Source organism: Streptomyces sp. NPDC006743, assembly GCF_040703815.1.
GTDB lineage: Bacteria > Actinomycetota > Actinomycetes > Streptomycetales > Streptomycetaceae > Streptomyces.
Window position 1 is genome coordinate 44,726 of the sequence record NZ_JBEYJA010000014.1, and the last position, 16,185, is coordinate 60,910.

Annotated in this window: 14 protein-coding genes and 1 riboswitch; of the genes, 12 read left to right on the plus strand and 2 right to left on the minus strand. The window is 71.3% G+C overall.

Annotated elements, in window-relative coordinates; genetic code table 11:
• Position 1: 1 nt before the first annotated feature.
• A riboswitch (glycine riboswitch) is annotated at positions 2–101 on the minus strand.
• A 170-nt stretch (positions 102–271) separates the two neighbouring features.
• The 10 genes from ABZ719_RS14620 to ABZ719_RS14665 all read left to right on the plus strand — a co-directional run bounded on the left by ABZ719_RS14620 (position 272) and on the right by ABZ719_RS14665 (position 12,341).
• Positions 272–973: an AAA family ATPase gene (locus tag ABZ719_RS14620; RefSeq protein WP_366725550.1), complete on the plus strand. Its 702-nt coding sequence runs from the start codon at positions 272–274 to the stop codon at positions 971–973.
• A 41-nt stretch (positions 974–1,014) separates the two neighbouring features.
• The gene (locus ABZ719_RS14625) at positions 1,015–1,815 is read left to right on the plus strand and encodes an enhanced serine sensitivity protein SseB (RefSeq protein ID WP_366725551.1); all 801 of its coding nucleotides are present in this window, start codon (positions 1,015–1,017) and stop codon (positions 1,813–1,815) included.
• A gap of 402 nt (positions 1,816–2,217) precedes the next feature.
• Positions 2,218–3,009, plus strand: a complete 792-nt coding sequence (locus ABZ719_RS14630) for an enhanced serine sensitivity protein SseB C-terminal domain-containing protein (RefSeq protein WP_366725552.1) — start codon at positions 2,218–2,220, stop codon at positions 3,007–3,009.
• Positions 3,010–3,370: 361 nt separating this feature from the next.
• A complete protein-coding gene (locus ABZ719_RS14635) occupies positions 3,371–4,378 on the plus strand; it encodes an ABC transporter permease (RefSeq protein WP_366725553.1) in 1,008 nt (335 codons plus the stop codon).
• A 68-nt stretch (positions 4,379–4,446) separates the two neighbouring features.
• Complete coding sequence (locus ABZ719_RS14640) at positions 4,447–6,234, plus strand: ABC transporter substrate-binding protein (protein ID WP_366725554.1); 1,788 nt, start codon at positions 4,447–4,449, stop codon at positions 6,232–6,234.
• 109 nt (positions 6,235–6,343) lie between these two features.
• Positions 6,344–7,342, plus strand: a complete 999-nt coding sequence (locus ABZ719_RS14645) for an ABC transporter permease (RefSeq protein WP_366725555.1) — start codon at positions 6,344–6,346, stop codon at positions 7,340–7,342.
• Positions 7,339–8,436, plus strand: coding sequence for an ABC transporter ATP-binding protein (locus ABZ719_RS14650; RefSeq protein ID WP_366725556.1), 1,098 nt, complete (start codon positions 7,339–7,341; stop codon positions 8,434–8,436). The genes ABZ719_RS14645 and ABZ719_RS14650 overlap by 4 nt, the downstream gene beginning before the upstream one ends.
• Positions 8,433–10,148, plus strand: coding sequence for a dipeptide ABC transporter ATP-binding protein (locus ABZ719_RS14655; protein ID WP_366725557.1), 1,716 nt, complete (start codon positions 8,433–8,435; stop codon positions 10,146–10,148). The genes ABZ719_RS14650 and ABZ719_RS14655 overlap by 4 nt, the downstream gene beginning before the upstream one ends.
• Positions 10,149–10,240: 92 nt before the next feature.
• On the plus strand, positions 10,241–11,632 hold the full coding sequence (locus tag ABZ719_RS14660) for a M1 family metallopeptidase (RefSeq protein ID WP_366725558.1): 1,392 nt from the start codon (positions 10,241–10,243) through the stop codon (positions 11,630–11,632).
• 52 nt (positions 11,633–11,684) lie between these two features.
• Positions 11,685–12,341, plus strand: coding sequence for a trimeric intracellular cation channel family protein (locus ABZ719_RS14665; RefSeq protein WP_078884107.1), 657 nt, complete (start codon positions 11,685–11,687; stop codon positions 12,339–12,341).
• On the opposite strand, the gene ABZ719_RS14670 is transcribed toward ABZ719_RS14665, so the two are convergent.
• Positions 12,250–13,494: an alpha/beta hydrolase-fold protein gene (locus tag ABZ719_RS14670; RefSeq protein WP_366725559.1), complete on the minus strand. Its 1,245-nt coding sequence runs from the start codon at positions 13,492–13,494 to the stop codon at positions 12,250–12,252. The two genes, ABZ719_RS14665 and ABZ719_RS14670, sit on opposite strands and share 92 nt — an antisense overlap.
• 155 nt (positions 13,495–13,649) lie before the next feature.
• Here ABZ719_RS14670 and ABZ719_RS14675 point away from each other — a divergent pair, with 155 nt between their 5' ends.
• Positions 13,650–14,510, plus strand: a complete 861-nt coding sequence (locus ABZ719_RS14675) for a thioesterase family protein (protein ID WP_366725560.1) — start codon at positions 13,650–13,652, stop codon at positions 14,508–14,510.
• On the opposite strand, the gene ABZ719_RS14680 is transcribed toward ABZ719_RS14675, so the two are convergent.
• Positions 14,497–15,084, minus strand: a complete 588-nt coding sequence (locus tag ABZ719_RS14680; RefSeq protein ID WP_366725561.1) for a TIGR03086 family metal-binding protein — start codon at positions 15,082–15,084, stop codon at positions 14,497–14,499. The two genes, ABZ719_RS14675 and ABZ719_RS14680, sit on opposite strands and share 14 nt — an antisense overlap.
• Before the next feature lie 122 nt (positions 15,085–15,206).
• On the opposite strand from ABZ719_RS14680, the gene ABZ719_RS14685 reads away from it, so the two are divergent.
• Positions 15,207–16,184: a YafY family protein gene (locus ABZ719_RS14685; RefSeq protein WP_366725562.1), complete on the plus strand. Its 978-nt coding sequence runs from the start codon at positions 15,207–15,209 to the stop codon at positions 16,182–16,184.
• Position 16,185 lies beyond the last annotated feature (1 nt).

Here is a 16,185-nt window from a genome sequence, read left to right on the forward strand (position 1 = left end):
CCTCGCCCGCGCGGTACGGGGCCTGAGAGATTCAAGGGAGGGACTTGCTCCTTCGGCGCCCCAGGCAGACGGACTGCTGAGGACTCTCCCGCGCGGATTCAAGCGGCCGGTATGCAGTTGGCGCGCACATCATCGCATGCCCGGTGCCCGGCGCGGCAGGCCGGATCTGTAACCGGTCTGTGGCAGAACGCGCACGGAAACGGCAGGCTCGCGTATTACCTTCTCTTTACACTCAAGGGGGAGGTGAACCGTCACCACCCCGGGGAGGACGATGACGGTGAACAGGAGCGCGCCGGCGTACGCGACGACGACACAGGTCCCGGCCCTGCCCGCACACCCGGGCCGCACCGCCCGCGCCCGCCGCGGCGAGCGCCCCGCGCCCGTCGTCCGCGACCTGCGCGGGCGGCCCGGGCGCGTCCCGCACGCCCTGCTCTTCGGCCCCCGGGACCTCGTCGTGGTCGCCGGCCTGCCCGGCGGCGGCAAGTCCACGCTGATGCGCCGCGCGGTGCACGGCGCGCGGATCGACTCCCAGGACACCCGCGACCGCTGGGACGCCCGCCTGGCCCGCCGCCTGCCCTACGCCCTCTACCGCCCCCTGGTCCGCCTCGCCCACTACGCCGCGCTGTGCCGCGCCCTGCGCACCGGCGAGGGCGTGGTGGTCCACGACTGCGGCACCCAGGCCTGGGTCCGCGCCTGGCTGGCCCGCACCGCCCACCGGCGCGGCGGCGCGCTCCACCTGCTCCTGCTGGACGTGCCGCCCGCCGCCGCGCTCTCGGGCCAGCGCGAGCGCGGCCGGGGCGTCTCCCGCTACGCCTTCCTGCGCCACCGCAGGGCCGCCGCCCGCCTGATCGGGGCGGTGGAGCGCGGGGAGCTGCCCAAGGGGTGCGACGCGGCGGTGCTGCTGGACCGCGAGGCGGCGGCCGGTCTGCGGCGGATCGGGTTCACCCGCGGGAGCGGCCCCGGCACCCGTTAGCCTTTCGGTCACAGCAGTGGTTCCCAGCAGGCGGTAGGCAGATGGACTTCCCGGCGGACTTCTCCGCGGACTTTCCGGGGGACTTCCCGGCACAGGCGCACCACCCGCACGGCGGTTGGCCAGGCAACGAACTGGAGGAGGTGCTCTCCGCCGCCCTCGGCATGCCGACGGCCGGCGGCCGGATCATCGAGGTGCTGGGCCGCAGCCACCTCTGGGTGCCGCTGCCCAACGGCGGCGGCCCGCACAGCGGCCCGCTCGACCTGCCCATCCTGGAGATCGACGGCCAGGCCTACGTGCCGGTGTTCAGCTCCGAGGAACAGCTGCGCCAGGCCGCCGGCCCCCACATGGCCTTCACCGTCGCGCCCGCCGTCGAGTTCGCCCGGGGCCTGCCCGCCCAGGCCGGCATCGCGCTGAACCCGGACGGCGTGGTGGGCCTCCCGCTGCCCCCGCAGGCCGTGGCCGAACTGTGCCGGGCCGGGCGCACCGAACTGGACGGCCCCGCGAGCGGCGGCCGGGTCCGCCTGTACGAACCCGACTGGCAGGACGACCCGGTGGACTTCCTGTCCGCCGCCGGGGCCGAGTTCGCCGCCACGGGCCTGGTCCGCAGCGCGCGCCGCTGCCTGGCCGTCGTCGAGACGGCCGACCCTGTCATGTTCGTCGGGGTCGAACTGTCCCAGTGGGACGGCGACCTGCGCAGCCGCCCGCTGGACGCGCTGGGCCGCGCCCTGGCCGCGGCGCCCGTGCCGTGGCCGGTCAACCTCGTCCTCCTGGACATCACGGACGACCCGGTGGCCGAATGGATGCGCGAAAGGGTCCGGCCGTTCTACGAGTCGGGCCACTGAGAGCTGCGAACAGAAGGGACGCCCGGCTCGCTACGCCCGGCACGCACGCCCGCGGCGTCGCCGGAAGGCCCTGCCGGCTCCGCCACAAGGACCTTCCGGCGCCCCGTGCTCGCACGCACCGCGCGCCGCGAGCCGATCGGCCTCCCCTTTTGCCCGCAGCTCTCAAGCCCGCCGCGGGGGCGGCGCGGCACGAGCGGGCCGTCCGCACCGCCCGCGCGGGTCCGGGCCCGGCGGGAGCGCACCGCCGCCCGGGACCACGGCACGCACCGAGCCGGACAGGCGGCCGTAAGCTAGGCCCTGTCGCGTTCCCGTCTGCCCCGCGCTCCGGGCGGACGACGGGAGGGGGACGGCAGGACCCAGGTCCGCAGCTCGGGCGAGGGCACTACGAAGGGGCGGTAGAAGGTGAGCGCCAGCGGCACCACGGCCGGGCACGTGGAGCAGATGCTCCGCCAGGTGACACCCGGGCGGTACGACGCCTACGAGGCGCTGCTGCGCACCCTCGCGACCCCCTCCTCCGGCCAGGTCTGGATGCTGCTCTGGCACGGCCAGGCCGGTTCGCCCGACGCCCAGTACGGCCACATGGAGGTCGGCGGCCACGGCTACGCCCCGTGCGTCACCTCCGCGCAGGAGCTGTCGGCCAGCGGCTGGATGCGCTCCTACGAGGTGGTCGACGGCCTCGACGTCGCCCGCACCCTCTACCCCGACCACTACGGCCTCTGGCTGAATCCGCACGCCCCGGGCGGCGGCGTCGGCATCCCCTGGCTGGATCTGCGCCGTATCGCCGCCGGCCTGGACCGCCAGCCCGCGGGCCCGCTCGCACTGTCCGAACCGGCCCTCGAACTGCCGCAGTTCTACGCCCTGCTCACCCAGGCCGCCCACCGCACCCCCGCGCTGCGCTCGCTGCGCCGCGCCTGGGTGCAGCCCGCCGTCGGGGCGCCGTACCTGGCCATCGGCCTGGACGTGTACGACACCTCGCCGGCCGCGGTGGACGCGGTGCGGGCGATGATGCAGCAGTCGATGGCGGCCGTCCCGGACGGGCTGCCCGTCTCGACCGTGGTGATGTCGGACGAGTTCGACCCCGTGGTGATGTGGCTGCGCGCCCGCACCCGTCCGTTCTACGACCGCGAGGCCCACGCCGGAGCCGGCTTCCCGGCGGCGGGCGGCTACGGCTACCCGCCGGCCGGCGGACACTGATCGACGGCCGCACGGTCCGCCCCGCGGGGGACACCGATCCGGAACCATACGGTCCGCCCGGCGGCGGTCGAGGGCCCGGCGGCCTTCTGCGCGCGTAGATGAGGGCGGAAGGTCCGGTTCTGCGGAAGAAAGCACCAACTGGCCCGCGTCCGCCCCCCGTTACCCAACGTCCGGATAACGGAATCCCCCTACCCGCATCACGTTTGCGCATCCTTTCACCGTCAAGTCTGGCAGCAGATCGCCCGGGCATTGAAGACTCCCGCAACAAGGGGGCGTTCGCCCCTGTGTACGACGGACTGACGATGCCGCCACAGCGGCAAGTGCGGGCCGGCTACCGCCGGTTGAGAGGGGTCCCTGCCTAATGACGGCACCATTGCACGAGCCGACCGCCGAAGCGGCCCCGAGGGCGGCCGAGGAAGCGGCCGTGGCCACCACGGGCGCCAAGGCCGTCCAGGGCCGTTCCCTGGGGCGGATCGCCTGGGAGCGCCTGAAGCGGGACAAGCTCGCCCTGACGGGCGGTGTGGTCGTGCTCCTCCTCATCGTCGTCGCGCTGCTCGCGCCCGTGCTCGCGAACCTGATCGGGCAGGACCCGGACGCCTACCACGAGAACCTGATCGACCCGCTGTTCGGCACCCCCACGGGATCCCTGGGCGGCATCAGCGGCGACCACCTCCTCGGCGTCGAACCCGTCAACGGCCGCGACATCTTCGCCCGCATCCTCTACGGCGCGCAGATCTCGCTGCTGGTCGGCTTCCTGTCCGCCCTGGTCGCGGTCGTGCTCGGCACGATCCTCGGTATCCTCGCGGGCTTCTTCGGCGGCTGGGTCGACGCGGTGATCAGCCGGGTGATGGACGGCCTGCTCGCCTTCCCGCAGCTGCTGTTCATCATCGCGCTGGTCTCCGTCATGCCCAACGACATGCTGGGGCTGACCGGCTCCAGCGTGCGCGTGTTCGTGATGGTCCTGGTCATCGGCTTCTTCGGCTGGCCCTACATCGGCCGCGTGGTGCGCGGCCAGACGCTCTCGCTGCGCGAACGCGAGTACGTCGAGGCGGCACGGTCGCTGGGCGCCGGGCGGTTCTACATCCTGTTCAAGGAACTGCTGCCCAACCTGGTCGCGCCCATCATCGTGTACACGACGATGATGATCCCGACGAACATCCTCACCGAGGCGGCCCTCAGCTTCCTGGGCGTGGGTGTCAAGCCCCCGACGGCGTCCTGGGGACAGATGCTGTCGAGCGCGATCGACTACTACGACTCGGACCCCATGTACATGGTGATCCCGGGCGTGGCGATCTTCATCACCGTTCTTGCCTTCAACCTCTTCGGCGACGGCGTGCGCGACGCGCTGGACCCCAAGGGTTCCCGCTGAACCGCCGTATCCAAGCGACCCGTGGCGCATGCACGGGGTCTCTCATCAATTCCGGAGGAACCGAGATCGTGACTACCCAACGCACCAAAGGGCGGCGCAAGCAGGCACTGGCCGCTGCGGCCGTGGTCGCAGGGCTGCTGACCACGGCGGCGTGCGGCGGCGGAGGCGGCGGCGACTCGAAGAGCGGCGCGGCCGGCTTCGACGCGGCGAACAACAAGGTCGTCAACGCGTCGAAGGTCAAGAAGGGCGGCGACCTGAAGTTCGCCGGCACCCAGGACGCCGACTCGTGGGACACCACACGCGGTTACTACGGCTTCATGTGGGACTTCTCGCGCTACTACAGCCGTCAGCTGCTCACCTACTCGACCGCGCCGGGCGCCGGGGGCGCCAAGCTCACGCCGGACCTCGCGACGGACATGGGCAAGCTCACCGACGGCGGCAAGACGTACACGTTCACCCTGCGCGACGGGATCACCTGGGAGGACGGCAAGCCGATCACCTCCAAGGACCTCAAGTACGGCATCGAGCGCGTCTGGGCGCAGGACGTCCTGTCCGGCGGCCCGGTCTACCTGAAGAACACGCTCGACCCCAAGGGCACCTACCCGGGCCCGTACAAGGACAAGTCCTCCGATCACCTGGGCCTGAAGGCGATCGACACGCCGGACGACAAGACGATCGTCTTCCACCTGCCCACGGCGAACTCCGACTTCCTGCAGATGCTGGCGCTGACCTCGGCCTCCCCGGTCCGCCAGGACAAGGACACCAAGTCGAAGTACGGCCTGCACCCGTTCTCCTCCGGCCCGTACAAGTTCGAGTCCTACGACCCGGGCAAGAGCCTCAAGCTGGTGCGCAACACCAACTGGAAGGCGTCCTCGGACCCGGTCCGCAAGGCGTACCCGGACACGGTGTCGATCAAGTTCTTCACCAACGCCAACGAACTGGACCAGCGCCTGATCAAGGGCGACTACGACCTGGACCTCAGCCAGACGGGTCTGTCGCCGCAGGGTCGCCAGATCGCCCTGAAGCAGCACAAGGGCAACCTGGACAACCCGGTCTCCGGCTTCATCCGCTACGCGGTCTTCCCGCAGAGCGTCAAGCCGTTCGACAACGAGCACTGCCGCAAGGCCGTGATCTACGGCGCCGACCACGAGTCGCTCCAGACCGCCCGCGGCGGCCCGGTGGCCGGTGGTGACATCGGCACCAACATGCTCCCGCCGTCCGTCGCCGGTGGCGAGGGCCAGAAGTACGACCCGTACCAGCTCGCCGGGGCCGGCAAGAACGGCGACGCCGCCAAGGCCAAGGAAGAGCTGAAGGCCTGCGGTCAGCCGAACGGCTTCAAGACCACCATCGCGGTGCGCAACAACAAGCCGGTCGAGGTGGCCACCGCCCAGTCCCTGCAGGCGTCGCTGAAGAAGGTCGGCATCACCGCCGACATCTACCAGTACGACGGTTCGCAGACCGCCGGCATCATCGGCAGCCCCTCGAACGTCGAGAAGAAGAAGTTCGGCATCATCATCATGGGCTGGGGCCCGGACTTCCCGACCGTCCAGGGCTACGGCGTGCCGCTGTGGGACAGCCGCGACATCCTCCAGAGCGGCAACAACAACTACGCCCTGATCAACGACAAGACGATCGACGGCCTCTTCGACCAGTACGGCACCACGCTGGACGACGCGAAGAAGGCGGAGCTCGCCACCCAGATCAACCACAAGGTCATGGAGGGCGGTTACTACCTGCCCTTCGTCTTCGAGAAGCTCCTGAACTGGCGCTCCTCGCGACTGGCGAACGTGTACACGACGAACGCGTACAGCGGGTACTACGACTTCGTCAACCTCGGCCTGTCCTCCACGAAGTAAACCCGGCACACCCGCCGAACGGCACGAAAGGCAGGTGAAGGCCGGCGCGGCGTGACCGCGGGCCACCGGACGACCTCCGGGGCCCGCGGTCCGCGGCGGGCCGTAAGCTGTGCTCGCTTACCTCATCAGGCGGCTGCTCGCCGCCGCAGTGATGCTGGTGGTCATCATCGTGGTGGTCTTCAGTATCTTCTTCCTCGTCCCCAAGTGGGCGGGCGTCGACATCGCCCTGAGCTTCGTGGGCAAACAGGCCGACCCGGCCGCCGTCGAGGGGGTCCGGCAGAAGCTCGACCTGGGCGCCCCGGTCTACACACAGGTCTGGCACTTCTTCCAGGGGATCTTCGCGGGCCGCACCTACTCGGGCGGCGGCGACGTCATCCACTGCTCCGCCCCGTGCTTCGGCTACTCCTTCAAGAGCGAGCAGGCCATCTGGCCGGTGCTGACCGACCGCTTCCCGGTGACCCTGGAACTCGCGCTCGGTGCCGCGGTGCTGTGGCTGGTCTTCGGTGTCGCCGCCGGTGTGCTCTCCGCCCTCAAGCGGGGCAGCATCTGGGACCGCGGGGCGATGATCGTCGCCCTGAGCGGCGTCTCGCTGCCGGTCTACTTCACCGGCCTGCTGGCCTCCGCGATCTTCGTCTTCGGCCTGAACCTGTTCAACGGTCAGTACGTACCGATCAGCCAGAGCTTCACCGGCTGGTTCGGCGGCATGATCCTGCCGTGGATCACCCTGGCTTTCCTCTACGCGGCCATGTACGCGCGCATCACCCGGGCCACCATGCTGGAGGTCCTCGGCGAGGACTACATCCGCACCGCCCGTGCCAAGGGCCTGCGCGAGCAGACCGTCATCGGCAAGCACGCCATGCGCTCGACGCTGACCCCGATCCTGACCATGCTCGGCATGGACCTCGGCGCCCTGATCGGCGGCGCGATCCTGACCGAGACGACGTTCAGCCTGCCCGGTCTGGGCCGCGCGGTGCTCGACGGCATCAAGAACCAGGACCTGCCCATCATCCTGGGCGTCACCCTCATCACCTCCCTCGCGGTGCTCATCGCCAACCTCTTGGTGGACGTCCTGTACGCCGTGATCGACCCCCGAGTGAGGCTCGCATGACCGACCTCAGCAAGACGGGAGCCGCGGTGGGCGAGCCCACCGCCGCCTCGCCCGCCCCGAGCGCCTTCCTGGAAGTACGCGACCTCAAGGTGCACTTCCCCACCGACGACGGCCTGGTCAAGTCCGTCGACGGGCTCAGCTTCAAGCTGGAGAAGGGCAAGACCCTCGGCATCGTGGGCGAGTCCGGCTCCGGCAAGTCGGTGACCTCGCTGGGCATCATGGGCCTGCACACCGCCGGCCAGTACGGCAAGCGCAAGGCGCGGATCTCCGGCGAGATCTGGCTGGACGGCACCGAGCTGCTCTCCGCCGACCCCGACCACGTGCGCAAGCTGCGCGGCCGGCAGATGGCGATGATCTTCCAGGACCCGCTGTCCGCGCTGCACCCGTACTTCACGATCGGCCAGCAGATCGTGGAGGCGTACCGCATCCACCACGACGTCGACAAGAAGACCGCGCGCAGGCGCGCGGTCGAGATGCTCGACCGGGTGGGCATCCCGCAGCCCGACAAGCGCGTCGACAACTACCCGCACGAGTTCTCCGGCGGGATGCGCCAGCGCGCGATGATCGCGATGTCGCTGGTGAACAACCCCGAACTGCTCATCGCGGACGAGCCGACCACCGCCCTGGACGTCACCGTCCAGGCGCAGATCCTCGACCTCATCCGGGACCTGCAGAAGGAGTTCGGCTCCGCGGTCGTCGTCATCACCCACGACCTGGGCGTCGTCGCCGAACTCGCCGACGACATCCTGGTGATGTACGGCGGCCGGTGCGTGGAGCGCGGCCCGGCCGAGAAGGTGTTCTACGAGCCCCGCCACCCCTACACCTGGGGTCTGCTCGGCTCGATGCCGCGTCTGGACCGCGAGCAGCAGGAGCGGCTCATCCCGGTCAAGGGATCCCCGCCCTCTCTGATCAACGTCCCCTCCGGCTGCGCCTTCAACCCGCGCTGCCCGTACGCCGACGTCCCCAAGGACGACCTGACCCGCACGGTGCGCCCCGAACTGTCCGAGGTGGGCAGCGGGCACTGGGCCGCCTGCCACATGTCGCAGGAGCAGCGGGAGCGGATCTGGACCGAAGAGATTGCGCCGAAGCTGTGAGCGAGAACGCCAAGGACAAGGCAGTGGGCATCCCTGCGCAGAGCGACGGCGACAAGGCCGGGGCGAAGGACGAGGCGACCGGCACGGCCACCCTCACCCAGGAGGCCGCGCCCGGCGAGATCCTGCTCAAGGTGAGCGGGCTGCAGAAGCACTTCCCCATCAAGAAGGGGCTGCTGCAGCGCCAGGTCGGTGCGGTGCGCGCCGTGGACGGCCTCGACTTCGAGGTGCGCTCCGGTGAGACCCTCGGTGTCGTGGGCGAGTCCGGCTGCGGCAAGTCGACGATGGGCCGGCTGATCACCCGGCTGCTCGAACCCACCGCGGGCCGGATCGAGTTCGAGGGCAAGGACATCACGCACCTCGGTGTCGGCGGGATGCGCCCGATGCGCCGCGACGTCCAGATGATCTTCCAGGACCCGTACTCGTCGCTGAACCCGCGGCACACCATCGGCACCATCGTCGGCGCCCCCTTCCGGCTCCAGGGCGTCGAGCCCGAGGGCGGGATCAAGAAGGAGGTGCAGCGGCTGCTGTCGGTGGTCGGGCTCAACCCCGAGCACTACAACCGCTACCCGCACGAGTTCTCCGGCGGTCAGCGCCAGCGCATCGGCATCGCCCGCGCGCTCGCGCTCAAGCCGAAGCTGGTGGTGGCGGACGAGCCGGTCTCCGCGCTCGACGTGTCGATCCAGGCGCAGGTCGTCAACCTGCTGGACGACCTCCAGCAGGAGCTGGGCCTGACGTACGTGATCATCGCGCACGACCTGTCGGTCGTCCGGCACGTCTCGGACCGGATCGCGGTCATGTACCTCGGTAAGATCGTCGAGCTGGCCGACCGGGACTCGCTGTACAAGGCGCCGATGCACCCGTACACCAAGGCGCTCATGTCCGCGGTGCCGATCCCGGACCCGCGGCGCAAGAACGCCAAGAGCGAGCGCATCCTGCTCCAGGGTGACGTGCCCTCGCCGATCTCCCCGCCGAGCGGCTGCCGCTTCCACACCCGGTGCTGGAAGGCGACGGAGATCTGCCGGACGACCGAGCCGGAGCTGAAGGAGCTGAAGCCCGGACAGCGGGTGGCCTGCCACCACCCGGAGAACTTCGCGGACCAGGCGCCGCAGGACACGGTGCTGCTGGCGGCCGCCAAGGAGGCGGCCGAGCTGGTGTCCGAGGAGGCCCTGGCCGAGTCGGCCCGGACGTCCGCTGCGGTGGCGGCGGAGGTCGCGGAGACGCCGGAGACCGCGGAGGCCACCGAGGCCCCGGAGGCCGGTGAGGTCGCCGAGGAGACGGAGAACCCCGAGGCGGCGGAGGCCACCGAGGCCACCGAGGCTGCGGAGGGCACCGCCGGACCGGCTGAGGGCACCGCCGAATCCCCGGCCGAGTCCGCGGAGGCTGCCGAGTCCGCAGCGGAACCCGCTACGGCGGCGAAGACCACCAAGTCGACGCCCGCCAAGCCGGCGAAGACCGCGAAGTCCGCGCCCGCGAAGACCGCGAAGTCCACTGCGGCGAAGACCGCGAAGACCGCCAAGTCCGCGCCGGCGAAGACCGCGAAGTCGACGGCGGCGAAGACCGCCAAGACCGCTGCGGCGAAGACGGGCAAGACCGCCAGGTCCGCGAAGCCGGCGAAGGCCGCCGAGCCGGCGGCCCCGAAGGAGGCCGGCACGGACCCGGTCACCGGCACGGACGGCGAGCGCGGTGAGCGTCAGGAGTCAACCGGCGACTGACGCATGACGACTTGGCAAAGTCATGCACATGATCGAACGGGAGAGCGCAGAGTCTTCCCTGTCCGTGTGATCCACGCGCGAAGGGACGACTCATGGAACTCTCCCGTTCGGCACGTCTGGGGGCCGTCGCGACCGCGGCGGCCTCCTTCCTCGCGATCGCCGCCTCCTCGGCCCCCACGCACGGCGCCCCGGGCATCGGCGACTCCTACTTCCCCCTGCTCGGCAACGGCGGCTTCGACGCCCGCCACTACGCCCTCGACATCGCGTACAACCCGGACACCGACCGCCTCGACGGGCGCACCACGCTCACCGCCCGCGCCACCGAGAACCTTTCCTCCTTCGACCTGGACCTGCAGAAACTGGAGGTCACGCGGGTCGAGGTGAACGGCAGAGCGGCGCGGTTCACGCGCGACGGCGACGAGTTGCGCATCACCCCGCGCGGCGTGCTGCGCAAGAACAGCACGTTCACGGTCACCGTCACCTACGGCGGCATACCCGAGCCGCTCGGCGGCCCCATCGTGTTCGGTTCGAAGTACGGCTGGATGAAGACCGACGACGGCGTCTTCGTGGCCTGCGAGCCCAACGCCGCCTCGACCTGGTTCCCCTCCAGCGACCACCCCTCCGACAAGGCCACCTACGACATCCGTATCAAGGCGCCCAAGGGCCTGACCGGGGTCTCCAACGGCCGGCTCGTCTCGACGTACGACCGGGGCGGCTCGACGTACACCCACTGGCGCGAGAGCCGCCCCATGGCGAGCTACCTGGCGACCGCCACCATCGGGAAGTTCGACGTGCGCACCGGCCGGACCCCGGGCGGCATCCCGATGTACGTGGCCATCGACCCCAAGCTGAAGGACAGCAACAAGGTCGACGTGTACGCGGTGACCGCCGCTGCCACCGACTACTGGTCGCAGGTCTTCGGGCCGTACCCGTTCGAGGAGACCGGCGCGATCGTGGACGACATGCCGCAGGCCGGGTTCTCCCTGGAGGTGCAGAGCAAGCCCGCCTACTCGGCCGTGCGCAGCGAGTCGACCATCGTGCACGAACTGGCCCACCAGTGGTTCGGCGACTCGGTGTCGGTGAAGCACTGGAAGGACATCTGGCTCAACGAGGGCTTCGCGACCTACGCCCAGTGGCTGTGGGCCGAGCACAAGGGCACCCGCTCGGCGCACGACTCCTTCCGCGCCGAGTACGACTCCCTCGCCGCCGGCGACTCCTTCTGGCAGGTCAGGCCGGCCGACCCGCAGCGCGACACCATGTTCGACGGCGCGGTCTACGACCGGGGCGCCATGACCCTCCAGGCGCTGCGCGAGCGCATCGGCGACAAGGCGTTCTTCCGGCTGCTGCCCGCCTGGACGGCGCTGCACCGCTACGGCAACGCCGAGACGGCCGACTTCGTCCGGCTCGCGGAGAAGGTGTCTGGGCAGCGGCTCGGCGACCTCTTCCAGAAGTGGCTCTACACCCCGGGCAAGCCCGCCCTGTAGGCGCGGCGCCCGGCACCGCGGGACGGCGCCGCGACCTGCGTAAGAATGTGGCGTGTCCCAGCAACTGTTCAGCCCCTCCGTCCAGCACACGGTCGACGTCGTCGGTATCTTCGTGTTCGCCATCTCCGGCGCGCTGCTGGCCGTCCGCAAGAACTTCGACGTCTTCGGCATCGCCGTGCTCGCCGAGGTCACCGCGCTGGGCGGAGGGCTGTTCCGCGACATCGTCATCGGGGCCGTGCCGCCGGCCGCCTTCACCGACCTGGGGTACTTCCTCACCCCGCTGATCGCCACCCTGGTGGTCTTCTTCCTGCACCCGCACGTGGAGCGCATCCAGCGGGCCGTCTACGTCTTCGACGCGGCCGGGCTCGGCCTGTTCTGCGTCTCGGGCACGACCAAGGCGTACGACTACGGGCTCAGCCTCACCTCGTCGGCGACCCTGGGGCTGGCCACCGCGGTGGGCGGTGGTGTACTGCGGGACGTGCTCGCCAACGAGGTGCCCTCGCTGCTGCGCTGGGACCGCGACCTGTACGCGGTCCCGGCGATGGTCGGCGCCACGATGGTGGTGCTGTGCATCCGCTACGACGCGCTGACCCCGCTCACCACGGCGCTCGCGGTGCTCACCGCTTTCGTGCTCCGCCTGCTTGCGATGCGGTACCACTGGCGAGCTCCGCGGGCGTGGAACCGGCGTTCGACCGTCCGTGAGGAGTAGGCGGCGCGACGGTGTGGCCGCCGTGGCCGCCCTGGTGGCTCATCTGGAGGGTCAGCCAGCGGAACGCCGCGGGCACCTGGGGGCGCCACAGCGCCATGCTGTGCCCGCCCGCGCTGCGCGGCAGGAAGACCACGCGCACGGTCGTCGGCGGCTTCGCGACCTGCTCGAGCGCCACCCCGGCCTGGTAGCCGTCGCCGGGCTCGCCGGAGAGGTAGAGCGCGACGCGCGGCGGCTTGCGGTACTTCTTCAGCAGCACGTAGGGGTTGTTGGCCCGGCGCAGGGCGGTGTTCTGCGCGGCCAGGGACGCGCTCTCGCCGATCGGGTCGTTGTAGCCGGACAGGCTCACCGCGGCCCGGTAGCGGTCGGGGTGGGCGACGGCGAGCTTGGCGGCGCAGTGCGCGCCGGCCGAGTAGCCCGCGGCGGCCCAGCCGTCGGGTGCGGCCTGGGCGCGGAAGTTGTCGTTGATCATCTTCGGTACGTCGATGCTCAGCCAGCTGTCCGCGTTCACGGTGCCCGGGATGTTGGCGCAGCCCGTGTCCGCCTTGGCGACCAGGTTGGTGCGCGGGGAGACCAGGATGAAGGGGGCGACCCGGCCGCTGCGCATCAGCCCTTCGAGCTGCTCGTGCACCTTCATCGAACCGAACCAGGCCTTCGCCGAGCCGGGGTAGCCGGACAGCAGCTCCACCACGGGGAACTTCCTGCCGCGGTAGGCGGGCTCGTCGTACTGCGGCGGCAGCCAGACGTAGACCTCGGCGCTCACCCCGGAGACCCGGCCCTTCAGCTGGGTGACGCGGACCCCGCCCGCCGCCCGCATGCCGGGCCCGTCGGCCTGCGTGAACTTCTGCCGGACCTTGGGCAGCTTGCGGTAGGCGATGCCGCCGGTGCCGTCGGCGCCCAGGTCGGCGGCCTGCTGGACGTGGTTGCCCGTGCCGAGCAGGTCGCCCCAGTTGTCGTACAGGTTGTTGGCGTTGTTCACCAGGACGAAGACCAGGGTGATGGCCGTGGCCTGGGCGAACAGCAGCATCAGGGCCCGCAGGGCGGTGCGCAGCACCTTGGGGCCCCGGGTCCGCGTCCACAGGGCGAACGGCAGGACGAGGGCCACCACGGCCAGCGCGATGGTGGTGTACAGGAACGGAGTCCCGGTGAGGCTCATGTCCCCGTAGAGGGAAAACCGGGGCCGTGGGTTTACGGACGAGTGCGGACACTTACCGAGAAATTGCCGGACGTTCACGCAGCGCGGGGCGTCCGTCACGGAGGCGTCATCAAAGAAAGCTACCGCTTAGTAGTTTGCTGTTGTACGGTTCCCGTATGCCAGAAGCAGCCTCCGCCCCGGCCGTACGGGCCGCGATCGGCGACAGCGAGTTCGACCGGGACACCGCCGTCACGCGGCGCGCCCCCGGCGTCTACGACGCCGGCCTCTCGGCCGGCTGGACCATCATCAACGCCGTCAACGGCGGCTATCTGCTGGCCGTCCTCGGCCGCGCGCTCGCGGACGCCCTGCCGCACCCCGATCCGTTCACGATCTCGGCGCACTACCTGACCGCCTCGCGGCCCGGCCCGGCCGTCGTGCGCACCGAGGTGGTCCGCACCGGCCGCACCCTCTCCACCGGCCAGGCCTCCCTCTTCCAGCGGGAGGAGGACGGCGCCGAGGTGGAACGCATCCGCGTCCTCGCCTCCTACGGCGACCTGGACGCGCTCCCCGACGACGTCCGCACCACCGCCGAGCCGCCCGCGCTCCCGCCGCTGGAGCAGTGCTTCGGCGCCGAGGACGGGCCGGCCCCGGTCGAGGGCAGCTCCGCCATCGCCGACCGCCTGATGCTCAAGCTGGACCCGGCGACCCTCGGCTGGGCGCTCGGCGCGCCGTCCGGCAAGGGCGAGATGCGCGCCTGGTTCGGACTGGCCGACGGCCGCGACCCCGACCCGCTCTCGCTGCTGCTCGCGGTGGACGCGCTGCCGCCGACCGCGTTCGAACTCGGCCTCAAGGGCTGGGTCCCGACCGTGGAGCTGACCGTGCACGTCCGCTGCCGCCCCGCCCCGGGCCCGCTGCGGGTCTCGATCACCACCCGCAACCTGGCCGGCGGCTTCCTGGAGGAGGACGCCGAGGTGTGGGACGGCGCGGACCGGCTGGTGGCGCAGTCCCGGCAGCTCGCGCGGGTCAGGCTCGGCTGAGCGGACGCCGGCCCAGCCAGGCCGCCAGCCGCTCGTAGGCGCCGGCGTCCTCGGACACCGGCTGGGCCGAGCCGAAGGGGACCCGCGCGTCCCGCTCCGGCTCGGCCAGCACCCGGCGGGCGTTGGCGAGCGAGAACTCGGCCAGCTCCGCATCGAGCGCCATCGGCCGGCCGAGGGCCTCGTTCAGGTCCCAGGTGTGGGTCACCAGCTCCATCACATAGCCGGTGAGCGCGGCCCGGCCGGGCACCTCGCCCCACGGTGCGCGCGTCATCGCCGTCATCCGCTCGTCGCTCGCCCACGCCTTCAGGACGCGGGTGCGGACCTCGTCGTAGGCGGCGGGCCAGCCGTCGTCGGGGACGCCCTCCACGGTGGTGTCGACGGCGAGTCCGTCGCCGCCCTCGCCGATGACCGCGATCCGCCGGCTGCTGCCGACCACGTGCGCCAGCAGCGCGCGCACGTCGTACTCGGTGCACGGTGTCGGATCGGTCAGCTGTTCGGGCCGGACGGTCGCGATCAGCGCGGCGGCCTGCTCGGTGGCGCGGGAGTAGAGGGGGCGGGGGTCGGGGGAGTTCATGTGCTTCCTCTTCCGGTTCGGCGACCGGGCCCGCTGCCCGGTGGTGAGTCCACGGTCGGCGCAAAACCTGACAACCGCCGTCAGCATTTGATCCGGGTGTCCAGGGACCTGATCCTGGGGCGGTGAAGTCCGACCGCCTGCTGTCGATCCTGCTGCTCCTGCAGACCCGGGGCCGGGTGCCCGCGCACGAACTCGCCGGCCGGCTGGAGGTGTCGGTGCGCACCATCTACCGCGACGTCGAGTCGCTCTCGGCCGCCGGCGTCCCGGTCTACGCCGAACGGGGCCGGTACGGCGGCATCGAACTGCTCGCCGGTTTCCGCACCGACGTCACGGGCCTGACCGCCGACGAGTCCCGCGCGCTGTTCGTACTGGCCGCGCAGGGCGCGCACGCGGCCCTCGGGCTGGACTCGGCGCTCGGTTCGGCGCTGCGCAAGGTGATGGCGGCGCTCCCGGCCCCGCACCGGCCCGCCGCCGAGGAGGTCAGCCGCCGGATCCTGGTGGACGCCACCCGCTGGAAGAGCGGTCCGCTGCTCCCCGTCGACCTGGGCGTCCTCCAGGACGCCGTGTTCAGCGACCGCCGGCTGCGGCTGCGCTACCGGCACGGCGGCGACGCGGAGCCGCGGACGTACACCGTGGACCCCTACGGGCTGGTCGCCAAGGCGGGCGTCTGGTACCTGGTCGCCGACCGGCGCGGGGCGCCGCGGCTGTTCCGGGCCGACCGGGTGCGCTCGGCCCGGGTCCTGGAGGATCCGGTGCGGCGCAGGCCGGGCGTCGGACTCGCCGATGCCTGGGAGGTGCTGCGCCGCCGGGTCGAGGAGCGGCCCGGCGGCCTGGACGTCACCGTCCGGGTGCGCCGCGAGCGCCTGGACATGTTCCTGCGCCTGTACGGCTCCTCGCTGACCGGGCACCCCGAGGACGACGGGGAGGGCGAATGGGTCACCGCCCGGCTGTCCTGTCCCGCGGTGGGCGCGGTGCGCCAACTGCTCGGTCTTTCCGACCAGGTGGAGGTGGTAGCGCCGCCCGAGGCGCGCGCGGAGCTGCTCGCCGCGGCCGCCTCGGTCACCGGGCTGTACGAGCGCGGTGCGGGGCAGGGGGCGTGAG

What these genes read in the sequence shown, in the direction of transcription:
- ABZ719_RS14620 (WP_366725550.1), top strand. Translation starts at nt 272, where the DNA reads ATGACGGTGAACAGGAGCGCGCCGGCGTACGCGACGACGACACAGGTC.
- ABZ719_RS14625 (WP_366725551.1), top strand. Translation starts at nt 1,015, where the DNA reads ATGGACTTCCCGGCGGACTTCTCCGCGGACTTTCCGGGGGACTTCCCG.
- ABZ719_RS14635 (WP_366725553.1), top strand. Translation starts at nt 3,371, where the DNA reads ATGACGGCACCATTGCACGAGCCGACCGCCGAAGCGGCCCCGAGGGCG.
- ABZ719_RS14650 (WP_366725556.1), top strand. Translation starts at nt 7,339, where the DNA reads ATGACCGACCTCAGCAAGACGGGAGCCGCGGTGGGCGAGCCCACCGCC.
- ABZ719_RS14660 (WP_366725558.1), top strand. Translation starts at nt 10,241, where the DNA reads ATGGAACTCTCCCGTTCGGCACGTCTGGGGGCCGTCGCGACCGCGGCG.
- ABZ719_RS14670 (WP_366725559.1), bottom strand. Translation starts at nt 13,494, where the DNA reads ATGAGCCTCACCGGGACTCCGTTCCTGTACACCACCATCGCGCTGGCC.
- ABZ719_RS14675 (WP_366725560.1), top strand. Translation starts at nt 13,650, where the DNA reads ATGCCAGAAGCAGCCTCCGCCCCGGCCGTACGGGCCGCGATCGGCGAC.
- ABZ719_RS14680 (WP_366725561.1), bottom strand. Translation starts at nt 15,084, where the DNA reads ATGAACTCCCCCGACCCCCGCCCCCTCTACTCCCGCGCCACCGAGCAG.